The sequence below is a fragment of the Pseudomonas sp. QE6 genome, assembly GCF_041379005.1.
Lineage (GTDB): Bacteria > Pseudomonadota > Gammaproteobacteria > Pseudomonadales > Pseudomonadaceae > Pseudomonas.
Map to the genome: position 1 here is coordinate 4400811 of NZ_CP166873.1, position 16332 is coordinate 4417142.

The window sequence follows — 16332 nt, forward strand, 5'->3', positions numbered from 1 at the left end:
GTGTCGCTTGAGGGGGAATCGTGGCTTGCTGTGGGAGCGGACCCTGTCCGCAAAAGCCCGCCACTGCACCCAGCCTGCCAGATGAACACCCGTAGGAGCGAGCTTGCTCGCGAACCGCCCAGCACCGATATCGCAGGGGGGGCTCTGTTCGCGAGCAAGCTCGCTCCTACAAAAATCACCTGCCTAGGGCGTACAGCCCTGCCCCATCTGGCAAAAAATCAAACCCCTGCGCCCCTCCCCGCCATAGCACCGCAAAGATTCCCCAAGCCCCCCCGCCAACGTGCTCTACATTCATCTAGACCCATCGCAGCGCGCCCCGGACAAGCACGCCTTTCGCCCACCCGCCGACCGTGACCATTCAGGCAGCAGTGGCACGGCCAGACAACCGATTGGCACGCAGAACAATTCCCCCGCGAACCGTCGCGGGCAGACTTGATCCGTAGAACCCTGCCACCTCTGACGCTCCACCATTCCAATAAATCCAGGGAGTCCACCTGATGCGAATAAACAGGATCCTCGCCAAGACAACACTGGCCCTCGGCGTGGCGCTTGCTTGCGTGCACGGCGCGTTCGCCGACCTACCGGCCGACAAGGGCATCGGCCAGACCACCCTCCCGTTCCCGCCCAGCCCGCACCGCGCCTACGTGGTCGACGTCGAGTTCGACAGCTTCGTCGCCGGCCGGGTAACCGTGATCGATGCGGACCAGAAGCGCCTGCTGGGCATGGTCAGCACCGGCTTCGCCGCGCCCTCGACCCTGAGCCGCGACGGCAAGCTGCTGTACAGCGCCGACCTGTTCTATTCGCGCGGCACCCGTGGCACCCGCACCGACGTGCTGACCGCCTGGAACACCTCGACCCTGTCGCCGGACTGGGAAGTGGTGATCCCGTCCAAGCGCGCCGAGTCGCTGACCCAGCGTTTCGGCATCGGCACCAGTTCCGATGACCGTTTCGTCTACGTCTACAACTTCACTCCGTCGACCTCGATCACCGTGGTCGACACCCAGGCCAAATCCGTCACCAGCGAAATCGCCATTCCCGGCTGCGTGCTCAGCTACCCGGTCGGCAAGCGCGGCATCGCCTCGCTGTGCGGCGACGGCAGCGTCCAGCTGGTGACCCTCGGCGACGACGGCAAGGAAACGGCCCGCACCCGCACGCCGTTCTTCTCCCCGGACAAGGAGAAGCTGGTCGAGCGCGCCGTGAACGTTGGCGACACCTACTATTTCACCACCACCACCGGCACCGTGCGTGGCATCGACCTGTCGGGCAAGCAGCCGAAAGTCCTGCCCGAATGGTCGCTGGTCAGCGACGAAGAGAAGAAGGCCGGCTGGGCGCCGGGCGGCTGGCAGCTGATGGCCGTCGCGCCGAAGCTGGACCGCCTCTACGTGCTGATGCATGACGCCCACGAGCCGATGAAGTGGGAAGACCCGAGCCCGATCATCTGGGCCTTCGACCTGAAGACCCACAAGAAGGTCGGCACCCTGGAAGGCAAGGCGCCGATCTGGAGCCTGCAGGCCACCAGCGACGCCAACCCGCTGCTGCTGGGCATCAACGTCGAGGGCGGCGTGGACATCTTCGACCTGAAGACCGGCAAGCTCACCGGGACCATGGAAAAGCTGCACAAAACCGCGACTCAGATCATGAGTCACTGAGCGAGGCACAGCTCATGAACATCGATCCCATCTACGTCATCGCCAGCGCCGTCTCCATCTCGGTGATCCTGGCCAACGCCGCCACCCACAAGTTGCGCGCGCCGGGCCGTTTCACCAAGCAACTGGAAGACTACCAGCTGCTGCCCAGGGCGCTGCTCAAGCCGGTCGCCCGTGGCCTGCCGCTGCTGGAAATCGGCGTCGCCTTCGCCCTGCTGGTTCCGGCCAGCCGGGCGGGTGCCGCGCTGATCGCCGCGCTGCTGCTGGCGCTGTATGCCGCCGCCATCGGCTTCAACCTGTGGCGCGGCCGCCGTGACATCGACTGCGGCTGCTCCGGCCCGGACCAGGCGCAACCGCTGCGTCCGGTGCTGCTGGCCCGCAACGCCATCCTGGTCGGCCTGGCACTGGCCGCCGGCCTGTCGCCGCAGGCCCGCGAGCTCGGTCTGTTCGACGGCTTCGTGGTCATCGCCGCCAGCGCCACCGCCCTGCTCATCTATGCCGCCGCCGAAGGCCTGCTGTCCAACGGCCCCCGTCTGTTCAAACTCATTGGAAGGTGAACCATGGAAGCTCTGATCGTTTCCAACATCCTGCTCTGGGCGCTGCTGATCGCCCTGGCCTTCGCTGTCATGGGTCTGGTTCGCCAGATCGGCGTCCTCCACTCGCGCCTGGCTCCGGCCGGCGCACTGATGGTCGACAAGGGCGTCGCGGTCAACGAACCCGCGCCCCAGGTCACCGCGGCTGATCGCAACGGTCGCCCGGTCAACTTCGGCTATGCCGGCGAGAAAGCCCAGCTGCTGTTCTTCCTCTCGCCGACCTGCCCGATCTGCAAGTCGCTGCTGCCGGCGATCAAGTCCATCGCCAAGCAGCAGGCCGACCGCCTCGAGGTCGTGTACGTCAGCGATGGCGACATGGATGCCCAGCAGGCACTGATCCGCGAACACAAGCTGGAAGACGCGACCTACGTGGTCGGCCCGGAAGTCGGCATGACCTACCAGATCGGCAAGCTGCCCTACGCAGCGCTGATCGACCAGAACGGCATCCTGCGTTCCAAGGGCCTGGTCAACTCCCGCGAGCACCTGGACAGCCTGTTCGAGGCCGAGCACCTGGGCAGCGCCACCCTGCAGCAGTACCTGCACGGCCATGCCCACGCGCACGACCACGACACCCCGCACTCCCACGCATAACGATAACGAAAGGAGATCCCCATGAAACTCCTCGACCTCCTGTTCGAGCGCTCCGCCCGTCACGTGGCCGACACCACCTCCCGCCGCAAGCTGCTCGGCCGCCTCGGCTCGCTGATGGTCGCCGGCGCCGCCCTCCCGGTCCTGCTGCCGATCGACCGCACCAGCAAGGCGCTGGCCGCCGAAGCCCCCAAGGCCGGCGACCCGGGTGACCCGAACAGCTGCGACTACTGGCGCTACTGCTCCATCGACGGCTTCCTCTGCTCCTGCTGCGGCGGTAGCGTGACCTCCTGCCCGCCGGGCACCGAGGCCTCCCAGGTGACCTGGATCGGCACCTGCCGCAACCCGGCCGATGGCAAGGACTACATCATTTCCTACAACGACTGTTGCGGTAAGCACAGCTGCAACCAGTGCGCCTGCACCCGCAACGACAGCGAGGAACCGGCCTACCGTCCGTTCAACAACAACGATGTGAACTGGTGCCTGGCCGCCAAATCGCACATCTACCACTGCACCGTTTCGATCATCCGCGGCGTCGCGGTGTGAGGCGCCCATGCGCTCGCTGCTGATCGTCGGGCTGGTCTGCGCCATGGCGGCTCCGCTCGCCATGGCCCGGGCCATCCCCAACCCGAACCAGAAACACGCTCCGGGCAACGAGTCGCCGCAGACGCCGATTGCCCAGGCCCACTACAGCACGGCGGTGAACTACCAGCTGCAGTGCGCCGGTTGCCACCTGGGCGACGGCGAAGGCTCGGCCGCCAACGACACGCCGCGGATGAAGGGCTTCGTCGGCAACTTCCTCAAGGTCGACGGCGGGCGCCAGTTCCTCGTGCGCGTGCCGGGGATGTCGCAGTCGGCGCTGAGCAACGCGCAGCTGGCGGACCTGATCAACTGGATCATGCGCGAGGACGGCATGGCCGGTAAGAGCATGCCGGCCAACTACCAGCCGTACACCGAGCAGGAAGTCGCGGCGATCCGCCACGAGGCCATGCTCAACCTGCCCTCGACCCGCGCCGGGCTGATCAGCCAGATGCGCGCGAAGGGCATCGCCATCGACGATGGCATCAGCAAGCCGTGATTCCTTTGGTCTCCTGCAGCCCGCCTCTGGCGGGCTTTTTTTTTTGCGCGCGGTGTATCGATGACAGCGTGTGAGATGACCTGCAGGAGCAACTGTCCTGCTCCGGGCGGACCGTGCCTCCGCACTTCCCCGAGCGCAAATGTTCCGTAGGAGCGGATCTTCTCCGCGATCCGCCGACAAGGCCGGCACCAGGCTCGCACCCGCAAATGCCCCCCACTCCGCGACTTTGCGCATTTCTGATATCGCCCCACCCCGCGCCATTCGTACCTTCTCCCTGCCCGCCGCAGCTGACGGCGGGCGCGTGCTTACCCCATAAAACAACAAGAAGGGCCCATTCCATGACTCCACGCATCCAACCGTCGGCCGACGCCGGCGCACTCCCTTGCCCGCTGCGCTCCAGCGCGCGCGGCTGACTGCCGTTCACCCCCACATCATTCACAGGCAAGGGACAATCACCATGCTCAAACAAGGCGTTCTCCGCTGGCCCCAGATCGCCGGGCTCGGCATTTCGCTGGTCATCGCCGGGCAGTTCTCCGGCTGGAACTACGGCCTGGCCAGCAGCGGCTGGGCCAACATGCTCGTCGCGACCCTGCTGATGGCCGCGCTCTGCGGCGGCCTGGCGCTGTGCGTGTGCGAACTCTCCACCGCGCGGCCCCACGCCGGCGGCGTGTTCGCCTACGCGCAGCTGGCGTTCGGGCCCTTCGTCGGCTACCTGGTCGGCGCCGCCTGTGCGCTGGCGCTGACCATCGGCACCGGCGCGGCCGCCAACTTCCTCGCCGCCTACATGGAATCGGTGTTCGGCTTCGGCGGCTGGCCGGTGCGCATCGGCCTGTTCGCAGTGATCATCGGCATCCACATCATCGGTGTCGGCGAGGCCCTCGGGCTGACCCTGCTGGCCGGCGCCGTGGCCGCCATCGCGCTGCTGGCCTTCGGCGGCGCCATGCTGCCCCACGTGCACTGGGAAAACCTGCTGCCCAGCGCCGACGCGGCCCTGCCGGGCGTGAGCGTCGCCGGCGTGTTCGCCTGCGTGCCCTTCGCCATCTGGATGTTCATCTGCCTGGAACAGGTCGCCTCCGCCGCCGAGGAAGCCGCCGATCCGGGCCGCAGCATGCCGCGCGGAATCATCGCCGCCGTCGGCACCCTGCTACTGACCGCCCTGACCGTGGTGATCAGCGCGCCGGGCGCGGCCGGGGTGGAGGTGGTCGGCAACGCCGGCGACCCGTTGTACGCCGCCATGACCCACGGCGGGCTCTACGGCGAGCGTGACTGGCTGCCGCTGCTGGTCGGTTCCGGTGCCGTGTGCGGCCTGCTGGCGACCTTCTTCTCGGTGGTGTTCTCCGCCTCGCGCCAGCTGTTCGCCCTCGCCCGTGACGGCTTCTTCCCCGCCGCGCTGGCCCGCACCAACCGCCGTGGCGCGCCCTACGTCGCGCTGCTGGTGCTGACCGTGATCGGCCTGCCGCTGACCCTGGTGCCGCCGGAAAAGCTCCTGCTGTGCATCGTCCTGCTGCTGGGCAGCTGCCACCTGGTGCTGTTCGCCGCCTACCTGCGCCTGCATCGCAGCCAGCCGGGCCTGGCCCGCCCGTTCCGCCTGCGCGGCGGCCCTGTGGTGGCGGCCGTCGGCATGCTGCTGACGCTGGTGGTGATCGCCGCCTGCTTCCAGCTGGAAGTGGCCATGCTCAGCGCGCTGGCCCTGGTGGTCGCCGCGTTCATCCTCAATTACCTGCTGCGCGCCGCCCGCGCGGGCAAACCACTGGAGAATGCCGAACATGTCTGAACCGACCCTGCTGCAACGCCGCCACCAGGTGATGGGCGACGCCTCGCCGCTGTTCTACGACGAGCCGCTGGAGCTGGTGAAAGGCGAAGGCGTCTGGCTCATCGACGCCGCCGGCAAGCGCTACCTGGACTGCTACAACAACGTGCCCTGCGTCGGCCACTGCCACCCCAGGGTGGTGGCGGCCATGGCCGAGCAGGCGGCAACGCTGAACATCCACACGCGCTACCTCAACGAGCGCGTGGTGCGCTACGCCGAGCGCCTCACCGCGACCTTCGCCGAGCCGCTGGACACGCTGATGTTCACCTGCACCGGCAGCGAGGCCAACGAGCTGGCCCTGCGCATGGCGCGCTTCGCCACCGGCAACAAGGGCGTGATCGTCAGCGACTACAACTACCACGGCAACACCACCACCCTGGCGGCGGTGACCACCGCGCTGCCCAGTTCCGAACCGTTCTCGGCCCATGCCCGTGCCGTGCCGATCCCCTGCCTCTACCACGCGGACGGCACACCCGAGCAGGTCGCCGACCGCTATGTGGCGAAGGTCGCCGAGGCCATCGCCGAACTGCAGGCGGCCGGCGTCGGCCTGGCCGCCATGCTGATCGACACCCTGTTCGCCAACGAAGGTATCCCGCGCCTGCCGGCCGGCTACCTGGAGCGCGTGGCGAAGCTGGTGCGCGAGGCCGGCGGCCTGCTGATCGCCGACGAGGTGCAATCGGGCTTCGCCCGCACTGGCGATCACCTGTGGGGGCACCAGTCGCACCCGCTGGTGCCGGACATCGTCACCCTCGGCAAACCCATGGGCAACGGCTTCCCCCTGGCGGGCGTGGTGACCAATCGCGAGCGCGTAGAGACCTTCGGCCGCAGCAACCTGTACTTCAACACCTTCGGCGGCTCGCCGGTGGCCGCCGCCGTCGGCCAGGCGGTGCTGGACGTGATCGCCGAGCAGGACCTGCAAGGCAACGCCCGGCGCCAGGGCGCGAAGATCAATGCCGAACTGCAGCGCCTCGCCGAGCGCCATTCGATCATCGGCGACGTGCGCGGCCAGGGCCTGTTCTTCGCCGTGGAACTGGTGCGCGACCGCGCCAGCCGCGAGCCGGCCGGCATCGAGGCGCGGCGCATCGTCAACACCATGCGCCAGCGCGGCGTGCTGATCAGCAAGATCGGCGGCGACGACAACATCCTCAAGATCCGCCCGCCGCTGGTGTTCGAAGCCGAGCACGGCGAGCTGTTCATCGACACCCTGGACCAGGTCCTGAGCGAACTCTGAGGAGCCACCATGAACGACTTTTCGAGTCTGACTCACGACCAGCAGATCGCCTGCCTGCGCGAGCTGGCGCTGGACGCCCTGCGCCACTGGGACGGCGATTTCGTCGGCCTGGAGCTGCTCAAGTACCGCGAGAACGCGGTGTTCTGCGCCACCCGCAGCGACGGCACGCGCAGCGCCCTGCGCGTGCATCGCGGCGGCTACCACAGCGAGGCGGCGCTGCGCTCCGAGCTGACCTGGATGGAACAGCTGGCCGCCGGCGGCATCGGCGTTCCGAGCATCATCCGCACCCGCAGCGGCGAGCACCTGGCCGAGGTGCGCAGCCAGGCACTCGATGAATCGCGCTTCGTCGACATGCTCGGCTGGCTTTCCGGCAGCACACTGGGTTCCGCCGAACAGGGCCTGAGCGCCGATGGCGATATCGAGGCGCTGTTCCACCAGGCTGGCGCCGTGGCCGCGCGCATCCACCTGAACTCGGCCCAGTGGCGGCAACCCAACGAATTCACCCGGCACGCCTGGGACGAGGAAGGCCTGTTGGGCACCAACCCGTTCTGGGGGCGATTCTGGGAGCTGGACCTGCTCAGCGACGGCCAACGCGACCTGCTCCAGCGTGCCCGCCAGGAAGCCCGCCTGGACCTGCGCCGCTACGGCCGCAGCCTGGACAACTTCGGCATGATCCACGCCGACCTGGTGCCGGAGAACCTGCTGCTCGACGGCGGTGAACTGCAACTGATCGACTTCGACGACGCCGGCTTCGGCTGGCACATGTTCGAGCTGGCCACCGCGCTGTACTTCTGCCTGGACGATCCACGCCTGGCGCAGATCCAGGCGGCGCTGCTGGACGGGTACGATTCGGTCAAGCCGCTGTCCGCCGCCGACCGCGCCACGCTGCCGCTGTTCCTCGCCCTGCGCGGCACCACCTACCTGGGCTGGGTGCACACCCGGCGCAACAGCGAAACCGCACGGGAACTGGCCCCGATGCTGATCGAGCGCGCCTGTACACTGGCCGGCGCCTACCTCGCCGGCCGCTGAATCTGGCAGAGCGCCGCAAGCCTCTGGCGCGCAGGCACAAGCCTGCGCGCCAGCACTGACCGATACTCGGCGCACAACCGAGGTGAACCGCCATGACCGGCATAGCCCGCCACCAGGCAACCGACTCCGATGAACTGGCCTGCGCCCTCGCCGGCTGGAGCCAGGACTACACCCAGCTCGGCCATGGCCGCCTGCAGGCGGAGCTGCTGCATGTACAGCTGCCCGGCGCCTCGCTGATCTACGAACATTCCAACCTGCACCTGCACGAGAACATGGCGCCGCCCGCCGGCCATCTGGTCATCGGCATTCCGCTGCGCGCCAGCGGCGATTCGCGCTTCAACGGCCAGGCCCTGCACGACGACACCCTGCTGGTGCTCGAAGGCGGCCGCGAGCTGGAAATCTGCGCCGCCGGGGAAATCCACATGCTCGGCCTGACCTTCAGCCAGGCGCAGCTGGACTGCCTCCTCGGCGCCGAGGAGCGCGAGCTGTTCGAACGCGCGCTGCAGCAGCGGCGCCTGCAGCTTTCGCCGACCGGCGCGGGCGACCTGCGTCGCAGCCTGTGCGACGCCATCACCGCCTTCGAGGGCGGGCCGTGGCGAGTGGACGACCCGCAGCAGGCCGGCCACGCCGTCGCCCTGGTATTGAGCAATGTGCTGCAGGCACTGGAGGAAATCCTCCCGGACAGCGCCCGCGACGGCGCGCCGCGCTCGCTGCAGCAGCATCGCCGGCTGGTGCTGGCCGCCATCGAACGCATGCAGGCGGACCTCTCCGAGCCACTGTCGCTACTGGAACTGAGCCAGAGCCTGAACACCAGCCAGCGCACCTTGCAGTACTGCTTCCGACAGATCTGCCAGAGCACGCCGCAGCAGTTCTTCCTCAGCCTGCGCCTGGCCGAGGCGCGGCGACGGCTCAAGCAGGAGCCGCAGCAGAGCATCACCCACCTGGCGCTGGACCTGGGCTTTGCCAGCTCCAGCCATTTCTCGACTCTGTACAAGCGCCTCTACGCCGAACAGCCGTCACTGATCTCCCGCTCGCGCTAAGTCCTGCCCCCCTGTAGGAGCGAGCTTGCTCGCTCCTACAAAGACGGCGCCGCAACGGCCCACCGATCTGGCAATCACACACAATCACTTGGCAGACAGGAGCAACGGCACAGCGCCAGCCCTTCCTTAGCATCGGCAGAAGTCACATCCCCTCAATCGACAATAACGAAACGGATGCCTTCACCATGACCCACGCCGCCATGCTGCGCCCCACCCTGCTCGCCCTGCTCATCGCCGGGGCCGGCAGTGCCAGCGCCTATGAACTGTATTCCGACGACGACACCCACCTGAACGCCAACCTGGAAGCGACCTTCGGCATCTTCCACAGCCAGGAGAACTACGCGCTCAGCGGCCGGCTGAGCGAAGGCTCGTCGTCCTGGCGCGAAGGCTACGTGAAGTACGGACTGAGCTTCGACCAGGGCCTGGCCGGCGCGGGCACTACCTACGGCGCCTTCGGCCTGCTCAGTTCCGGCACCTGGGGTGACGGCGACGCCGCAGGCTTCAGCGACGGCTCCGAGCGCACCACCAAGATCGAGGACGCCTCCCTCGGCTGGCGTTCCGGCGGCCTGTTCCCGGCATTGGGCGAAGACGGCGTGGACCTCTCCTTCGGCCGGCAGAACATCGTGGTCGGCGACGGCTTCCTGATCGACGGCGACGCGCTGAACCTCGGCAAGGGCGTGGCCGACGGCGAGTTCAACCGGGGCGGCGCCTACTACCTGGCGGCGCGCAAGAACTTCGACGAAACCGCCGTGCTGCGCCTGGGCGGCAAGCAAGGCTGGCGCAGCGACCTGATGTGGCTGAAGTCGGACAACCGCGCCCAGGCCAAGTCCGAGCTCTATGTCGGCACCCTGGAGCACGTGGCGGACGCCGGCACCGTCGGCCTGACCTACATCGACGTCACCGACATCGACGAGCAATACGCCTCGCCCCTCCAGCTCGACCGTCGCGACATGAAGACCTACAGCCTGCGCGCCACCGGCAATGCCGGCGTGGAGAACCTGTTCCTCTCCGGCGAATACGCCGAGCAGGACAAGCGTCACGTGGATAACGAGAACGCCTGGTACCTGGAAGCCGGCTGGACCTTCAAGGACGTGGCCTGGACGCCGGGCGTCAGCTACCGCTACAGCCGCTTCTCGGAGAACTACGACACCCTGTTCTACGGTTTCAGCCGCGGCTACGGCACCTGGTTCCAGGGCGAAGTGGCGGGCAACTACGCCGGCCCCTTCAACAGCAACAGCAAGATCCAGCAGCTCACCTTCAAGGTCTCCCCGCTGGAGAACCTGAACCTCGGCGCCATGCTGTTCGACTTCAAGACCCTCGACAAGGACCTGGGCAACACCGACGGCCAGGAACTGGACCTGTACGCGGAATGGGGCGTCACCCAGAACCTGATGGTGATGCCGCTGATCGGCCTCTACCGGCCGGACAAGAGCGCCGAGCAAGGCGGCACCCAGTTGGGTAACGACGACACCAACCTGTACAGCCAGGTGGTCTTCGCCTTCATGTACTGACCACGGTCGCGCATGACGCCACGGGGCGGTCGCTGCAAGGCGCCGCCCCGTTCCTGTTTCCGCATCAGGTACCTCCCCATGCCCGCTCCCATCCTGAATATCCAGCGCAAGATCGTCCTGCTCGCCGGCCTGTGCCTGACCCTGGTGGTCACCCTGCTGGTCGGCCTGTCGCTGTACCAGAACCAGCAGAGCACTGCCCGCGTGAAGGACGCCAGCCGCCAGATGCTCGCCGGCGCCGCACAAACCAACCTGCAGGCCCAGGGCAAGGTGCAGGCGCTGCAACTGCAACGCCTGTTCCTGCGCACCTACGACTACGGCCAGGGTGTCAGCCGCCAGCTGCTGAGCCTGCGCGCCCAGTCCGCGCGCGGTGAGATCGATGCACGCACGCTGCGCCAGCGCCTTACCCATGAGCTGCGCGACGCCATCGCCGAAAGGGCCGACCTGCTCGGCCTCTACCTGGTCTTCGAGCCACAGGCGCTGGACAAGGCCGATGCGCAGTTCCACGGCGACGCCGAGGCCGGCAGCAACGAGACCGGACGCTTCTCCGTCTACTGGGTACGCGGCGCAGGCGGCGTGCCGACGCCGGTGATCGGCGACGAGAAGACCCTCTCCGACACCTCCCCCGGTCCCAGCGGCAAGCCCTACAACGCCTTCTACACCTGCCCGCGCGACAGCCGCCAGGCGTGCGTGCTCGATCCCTACGCCGACGATGCCTCCGGCTCCCGCCGGCTGGTCACCAGCATCGCCTTCCCGCTGCTGGAGGATGGCCGCGTGATCGCCGTGGTCGGCCTCGACATCAGCCTCGACAGCCTGCAGCAGAATGCCCGCACCAGCGCCGCCGGCCTGTACGACGGCAGCGGCCGCATCAGCATCCTCAGCCCGGCCGGGGTGATCGCCGGCAACAGCCAGGACGCCGCCACTGTCGGCAAGCGACTGCCCGACGTGCAGCCTGCCAGGGCGAAGGACCTGCTCGACGCGCAGCAACGCAACCAGCCGTTCACCCTCAGCGACGCCGAACAGATCCAGGTCCTCGAACCGCTGCAGCCGATCACCGGCGCCGCGCCGTGGGGCGTGCTGCTCAGCGTGCCGCATGACACCCTGATGGCGCCCGCCGTGAGCCTGCAGCGTGCCATGGATGACGAACGTGCCCATGGCTCGATGGTCGAGTTCGGTGTCGGCCTGCTGCTCAGCCTGCTCGGCATCGCCCTGGTCTGGCTCACCGCGCGCGGCGTCACCCGCCCGCTGCTGCGCCTGGCCGGGATGGTCGAGGAGATCGCCGATGGCGACGGTGACCTCACCCGGCGCCTCGACTACAGCCGCCGCGACGAACTGGGCCGGGTGGCGCAGGGCTTCAACCGCTTCCTCGACAAGCTGCAGCCGGTGATCGGTCAGTTGCAGGGCGCCGTGAGCGACGCCCGTTCCACCGCCGACCAGTCGGCACTGGTCGCCCGCCAGGCCAGCGACGGCATGCAGCAGCAGTTCCGCGAGATCGACCAGGTGGCGACGGCGTTGCAGGAGATGTCCGCCACCGCCCAGGACTCCGCGCGCAACGCCGCCCAGGCTGCCGCGGCCGCCAGCCAGGCCGACCACGCCGCCCGCGAAGGCCTCGGCTTGATCGCCCATGCCACCCACGGCATCGGCGAACTCGCCCAGGGCATGACCGCCGCCATGAGCCAGGTGCAGGACCTCGCCGAACGCAGCGAGCAGATCGGCCAGGTGCTGGAGGTGATCCGCTCCATCGCCGAACAGACCAACCTGCTCGCCCTCAACGCCGCCATCGAAGCCGCCCGCGCCGGCGAACAGGGCCGGGGCTTTGCCGTGGTCGCCGACGAAGTACGCGGGCTGGCGCAGCGCACGCAGAGCTCGGTGGAGGAAATTCGCCAGGTCATCGCCAACCTGCAAGCCGGCACCCGCGACGTCGCCCAGGCCATGCACGGCAGCCACGGCCTGGCGCAGCACAACGTCGGCCAGGTGCAGCAGGCGGTGGAAGCGCTGCAGCGCATCGCAGCGTCGGTCAACCTGATCAGCGAGATGAACCTGCAGATCGCCAGCGCCGCGGAGGAACAGAGCTGCGTCGCCGAGGAGATCAACCGCAATATCGAAGCCATCCGCGACGTGACCCATTCGCTGTCGGGGCAGGCGGAACAGTCGGCGCAGGTCAGCCATCGGTTGAACGAGATGGCGGATTACCAGCGGCAGTTGATTCAGCGGTTCAGGGTTTGAGGCGCGGATCCTGCCCGCCGTTGGCGGGACGATCATTCGTAGGAGCAACTGTCCACTTCTGGACTATCCGTGCCTGCACTTTCCCCCTCACCCCAACCCTCTCCCTCAGGGAGAGGGGCAGACCGTACCGGCTGACGCCGCATTTTCATCCTGCACCGATCGGTCCCCTCTCCCGCCTGCGGGAGAGGGCCAGGGTGAGGGGCCTTCGATCTTGCAGCAGCGGCAAAATCAGGCGCCCTGTACCTGCAACGCACGCGGACGCAGGCTGCGCTGTTCGGCGTCTGCGCCCACGGCCTTCTGCAGCTGGAAGTTGAATTGCAGGTCGGCATAACGCCCCGCCACACCCCGCGCGCCGTCCTCGCGGAACTCCACTTCGCCCACCAGCCCGTCACGGGTCGCATAGGCGAAATCGTCCCACAGGTACTCATCGCCCGACAGGTTGATCTGCGTGGTCAGGTGGCGATACCCCGGCGCCGAGATGAAGAAGTGGATGTGCGCCGGACGCTGGCCATGACGACCGAGCAGATTCAGGGCTTCCTGGGTGGTGCCGCTCGGTGGGCAGCCGTAGCCACTGGGCACGATGCTGCGCGCCTTGTAGCGGCCTTCGGCGTCAGTGACGATGCGGCGACGCAGGTTGAACTCCGACTGGCTCTGGTCGAAGTAGGAGTACATCCCCCTGGTGTTGGCGTGCCAGAGGTCGACGGTGGCGCCGGCGACGGGGTTGCCGTCAAGGTCCAGCACCCGGCCCTCGAGGAACATCGGCGTGGCGACGTCCGCGTCGCTGCCATCGTCCATGCGCGCCTCGCCCTGAGACAGCGGCGCGCCCGCCACGTACAGCGGACCTTCGATGGTGCGTGGGGTGCCGCCGGTGAGTCCGGCCTCTTCGTCGCGGGCATCCTGCAGCAGGTCGAGGAAGTGTTCGAGGCCCAGACCGGCGACCAGCAGGCCGGCTTCCTGACCCGCGCCCATGCGGTTGAGGTAGTCCACCGCCATCCAGAATTCGTCCTCGGTGACCTGCATGTCCTCGATGATGCGCACGGCATCGATGAGGATACGGTTGATCAGCGCCTTGAAACGTGGGCTGCCCCGGTCGTTGTCGAAACCTGCGGCCTCCTGGAAGAACTTCTGGATGTCGGCGGACTGGGAAATCTTCACGGTCATTCGGGGTTACCTCGTCTTGTTGTTATTGACGGTCGGCGGAGCAGCGTCGGCGGATGCCCGCCAGGTCGGCGATGACCGACTCGATGCGTTCGATGACGGCGCTACTCCTGGCGGTTCAGGGGGCGGGCGTCGCGGCGGAGCGGTCGACGCGATGGAACAGGCGGTTGAAGTACACGAGGCTGTCGCCCTGCTCGCGCACGGCGACCTGGTCCAGTTCGACGAACATCACCGAGTGCGAACCCACTTGCTTGCACTCGCTGATCCGTCCGCCCAGGGTCACCAGCGCATCGCGCAACACCGGCGCCTCGGGGCAGGCGCTGTCCCACAGGTCCCAGGCGAAGCGTTCTTCCATCGGTACGCGGGTCATTCCGGCGAAGTGCCGCGCCAGCTCTTCCTGCTCGCCGCGCAGCACGTTGACGCAGAGGTAGCCGTTGTCGCGGAACACGTCGTGGCTGGCGCTGTTGCGGTTGATGCAGACCAGCACGGTCGGCGGCGAATCGGTGACCGAGCACACCGCGCTGGCGGTGATGCCGCAGCGCCCGCCGGGGCCGTTGCTGGTGATGATGTTCACCGCCGCCGGCAGCTGCGCCATGGCGTTGCGGAAGTCGATCTGGGTCTGGCTAAGGTCGGCCATCTCGGCACCCTTCCTCTCGGGGGACCGCGCGCAAGGCGGTCCGTGACTGATGGAACGAGAGTAAGCGCCGGGGCCAGGCGGAAATATTCGGACGAACTCCATGCCAGGGGGAGATCGCCGCTAGTCATCTAGGGGGTTTCTTTATCGTCAGCGAGGGTTCCAGTGGTTATTCTCCCTGACATGCCTTGCGCCCCTCGGGGTGAAAAATAATTAGAAATGCCGTGGTAGCCCGAAATGGAAACCCGTAAACCCGTTGTGTACATCGTCGACGACGACAAGGACCTGCGCACCTCGCTGGCCTGGCTGCTCGAATCGGTCAGCGTGCAGGCCCTGTGCTTCGCCGGCGCCGACGAATTCCTCAGCCACTACGACCCCGATCAGCCCGCCTGCCTGGTGCTGGACGTGCGCATGCCGGAGACCAGCGGCTTCCAGCTGCAGGAGATCCTCAACGAGCGCGGCATCGCGCTGCCGACCCTGTTCGTCTCGGCCCACGGCGACATCCCCATGTCGGTGAAGGCGATGAAGAACGGCGCCATCGACTTCGTCGAGAAGCCCTACAACCCGCAGCAGATGCTCGAACGCATCCAGGCCGCACTGAAGGACGCCGTGCAGGTCCACGCCGGCGCCACCCAGCGCCAGCACTTGCAGAGCAAGCTCGACCTGCTCACCGGCCGCGAACGCGAAGTGCTGGGTATGGTGATCGACGGCAAGGCGAGCAAGGTCATCGCCCGCGAGTTGAACATCAGCGTGAAGACCGTTGATGTGCACCGCACCAAGATCAAGGAAAAGATGGGCGTGTCGAGCATCGCCATGCTGGTGCGGGAAGTGCTTGACCTGGGCGGGAAGGATGTGGCGACAAAGCAGGTTGGGCGAGGCTAAGGCACCCAATACCTATAATACCTGTAATACCTGTAGGAGCGAGCTTGCTCGCGAACGGACCTCCCGGCAGCATCGGGGCTGAGAGGTTCGCGAGCAAGCTCGCTCCTACGAAGAGCAGGTTCAGACCTCCCCTCCCATCCGCAAACTGATCTCCCGCGCCGCCGCCAGCAACACCCGCGCCGCCTCGCCATGGGGGTCGGCCGAAAAACTCGCCTCCGACCCTACCACCGTAATCACCCCCGCCAGCTCTCGTCCGGTGGCAAACAGCGGCACCGACAGCGCATTCACCCCCGGCATCAGCAGCCCGTGGATCGAGTGCAGCCCCTCGGCACGAATGCTCTCCAGCACTGACTGATCCGCCCCCTCCTCCAGCCCCGGCCGGAACGCCGCGAACACCAGCCCGGTGGACGACCCGTGCACAGGCAGCACCGAACCCACTTGAGTCACCAGGGTGACCATGCCCTGCGCCGGCTCCACCTGCACCACGGTCGGCCCATGGCTGCCCCAGATGGCCAGGAAGCAGGTCTGCCCGAGGTTGTCGCGCAACTCGGCCAGCGCGGGACTGGCCACCTTCACCACGTCCAGCCGGCGGATCGCCGCGAGTCCCACGTAAAGCGCCTCGCGACCCAGGCCGTAATGGTTGGTGACCGGGTCCTGCTCGGCGAAGCCGCTGGCGATCAGCGCCTGCAGATAGCGATGAACCTTGGCCACCGGCATCTCCAGGTACTCGCCCAGGCGCTTGAGCGAGGTACTCGGCGCCAGGTCCGCCAGGGCCTTGAGGATCTCGGTGCCGACCTCGGCGGACTGCACCTTCTTGCCCTTCGTCGGGGCGGACTCTTCCGGTTCGTTCTGGGTCTTCAACTTAAAGGGACTCCCTGGTGGGCTTGACGGCCTGCCAACATGAAATTA

14 protein-coding genes and 2 pseudogenes are annotated in these 16332 nt (G+C 67.4%); 13 read left to right on the forward strand and 3 right to left on the reverse strand.

Going from position 1 to position 16332, the window contains the following annotated elements; genetic code table 11:
• The first annotated feature begins 497 nt into the window (after nucleotides 1-497).
• The 12 genes and pseudogenes from ACAW63_RS20120 to ACAW63_RS20175 form a co-directional block, all read left to right on the forward strand.
• Entirely contained in the window at nucleotides 498-1649 is a 1152-nt protein-coding gene (locus ACAW63_RS20120; RefSeq protein WP_371228091.1) for an amine dehydrogenase large subunit, read from the forward strand.
• Between the two features lie 14 nt (nucleotides 1650-1663).
• Entirely contained in the window at nucleotides 1664-2203 is a 540-nt protein-coding gene (locus ACAW63_RS20125; RefSeq protein WP_343573680.1) for a MauE/DoxX family redox-associated membrane protein, read from the forward strand.
• Between the two features lie 3 nt (nucleotides 2204-2206).
• On the forward strand, nucleotides 2207-2830 hold the full coding sequence (gene mauD, locus ACAW63_RS20130) for a methylamine dehydrogenase accessory protein MauD (RefSeq protein WP_371228093.1): 624 nt from the start codon (nucleotides 2207-2209) through the stop codon (nucleotides 2828-2830).
• 21 nt (nucleotides 2831-2851) lie between these two features.
• Nucleotides 2852-3373, forward strand: a complete 522-nt coding sequence (locus ACAW63_RS20135; protein WP_331319491.1) for a methylamine dehydrogenase light chain — start codon at nucleotides 2852-2854, stop codon at nucleotides 3371-3373.
• Nucleotides 3374-3380: 7 nt separating this feature from the next.
• On the forward strand, nucleotides 3381-3905 hold the full coding sequence (locus ACAW63_RS20140) for a cytochrome C (protein WP_331319492.1): 525 nt from the start codon (nucleotides 3381-3383) through the stop codon (nucleotides 3903-3905).
• A gap of 457 nt (nucleotides 3906-4362) precedes the next feature.
• Nucleotides 4363-5679 (forward strand): amino acid permease, encoded by a 1317-nt coding sequence (locus ACAW63_RS20145; RefSeq protein ID WP_371228095.1) that lies wholly within the window; start codon nucleotides 4363-4365, stop codon nucleotides 5677-5679.
• Nucleotides 5672-6946 carry an aspartate aminotransferase family protein gene (locus ACAW63_RS20150; RefSeq protein ID WP_371228097.1) on the forward strand — a complete coding sequence of 425 codons (1275 nt, stop codon included), beginning with the start codon at nucleotides 5672-5674 and terminating at the stop codon, nucleotides 6944-6946. Before ACAW63_RS20145 ends, ACAW63_RS20150 begins: the two co-directional genes overlap by 8 nt.
• Nucleotides 6947-6955: 9 nt before the next feature.
• Nucleotides 6956-7975 carry a phosphotransferase enzyme family protein gene (locus ACAW63_RS20155; RefSeq protein ID WP_371228099.1) on the forward strand — a complete coding sequence of 340 codons (1020 nt, stop codon included), beginning with the start codon at nucleotides 6956-6958 and terminating at the stop codon, nucleotides 7973-7975.
• A gap of 92 nt (nucleotides 7976-8067) precedes the next feature.
• Entirely contained in the window at nucleotides 8068-9015 is a 948-nt protein-coding gene (locus tag ACAW63_RS20160) for a helix-turn-helix domain-containing protein (protein WP_371228101.1), read from the forward strand.
• A 185-nt stretch (nucleotides 9016-9200) separates the two neighbouring features.
• Nucleotides 9201-10526, forward strand: a complete 1326-nt coding sequence (locus tag ACAW63_RS20165) for a hypothetical protein (RefSeq protein WP_371228103.1) — start codon at nucleotides 9201-9203, stop codon at nucleotides 10524-10526.
• Nucleotides 10527-10748: 222 nt separating this feature from the next.
• Nucleotides 10749-11843, forward strand: a pseudogene (locus tag ACAW63_RS20170) (cache domain-containing protein); the annotation flags it as partial.
• 390 nt (nucleotides 11844-12233) lie between these two features.
• A pseudogene (locus ACAW63_RS20175) lies at nucleotides 12234-12749 on the forward strand (methyl-accepting chemotaxis protein); the annotation flags it as partial.
• 228 nt (nucleotides 12750-12977) lie between these two features.
• Here the strand turns inward: ACAW63_RS20175 and catA are convergent.
• Together catA and hpaC are read right to left on the reverse strand one after the other, a co-directional pair.
• Nucleotides 12978-13910, reverse strand: a complete 933-nt coding sequence (gene catA, locus ACAW63_RS20180; protein ID WP_371228105.1) for a catechol 1,2-dioxygenase — start codon at nucleotides 13908-13910, stop codon at nucleotides 12978-12980.
• Nucleotides 13911-14025: 115 nt separating this feature from the next.
• On the reverse strand, nucleotides 14026-14544 hold the full coding sequence (hpaC, locus tag ACAW63_RS20185; RefSeq protein ID WP_371228107.1) for a 4-hydroxyphenylacetate 3-monooxygenase, reductase component: 519 nt from the start codon (nucleotides 14542-14544) through the stop codon (nucleotides 14026-14028).
• 234 nt (nucleotides 14545-14778) lie between these two features.
• On the opposite strand from hpaC, the gene ACAW63_RS20190 reads away from it, so the two are divergent.
• The gene (locus ACAW63_RS20190; RefSeq protein ID WP_371228109.1) at nucleotides 14779-15423 is read left to right on the forward strand and encodes a response regulator transcription factor; all 645 of its coding nucleotides are present in this window, start codon (nucleotides 14779-14781) and stop codon (nucleotides 15421-15423) included.
• Nucleotides 15424-15543: 120 nt separating this feature from the next.
• On the opposite strand, the gene ACAW63_RS20195 is transcribed toward ACAW63_RS20190, so the two are convergent.
• Complete coding sequence (locus ACAW63_RS20195) at nucleotides 15544-16284, reverse strand: IclR family transcriptional regulator (protein WP_371228111.1); 741 nt, start codon at nucleotides 16282-16284, stop codon at nucleotides 15544-15546.
• Nucleotides 16285-16332: the final 48 nt, after the last annotated feature.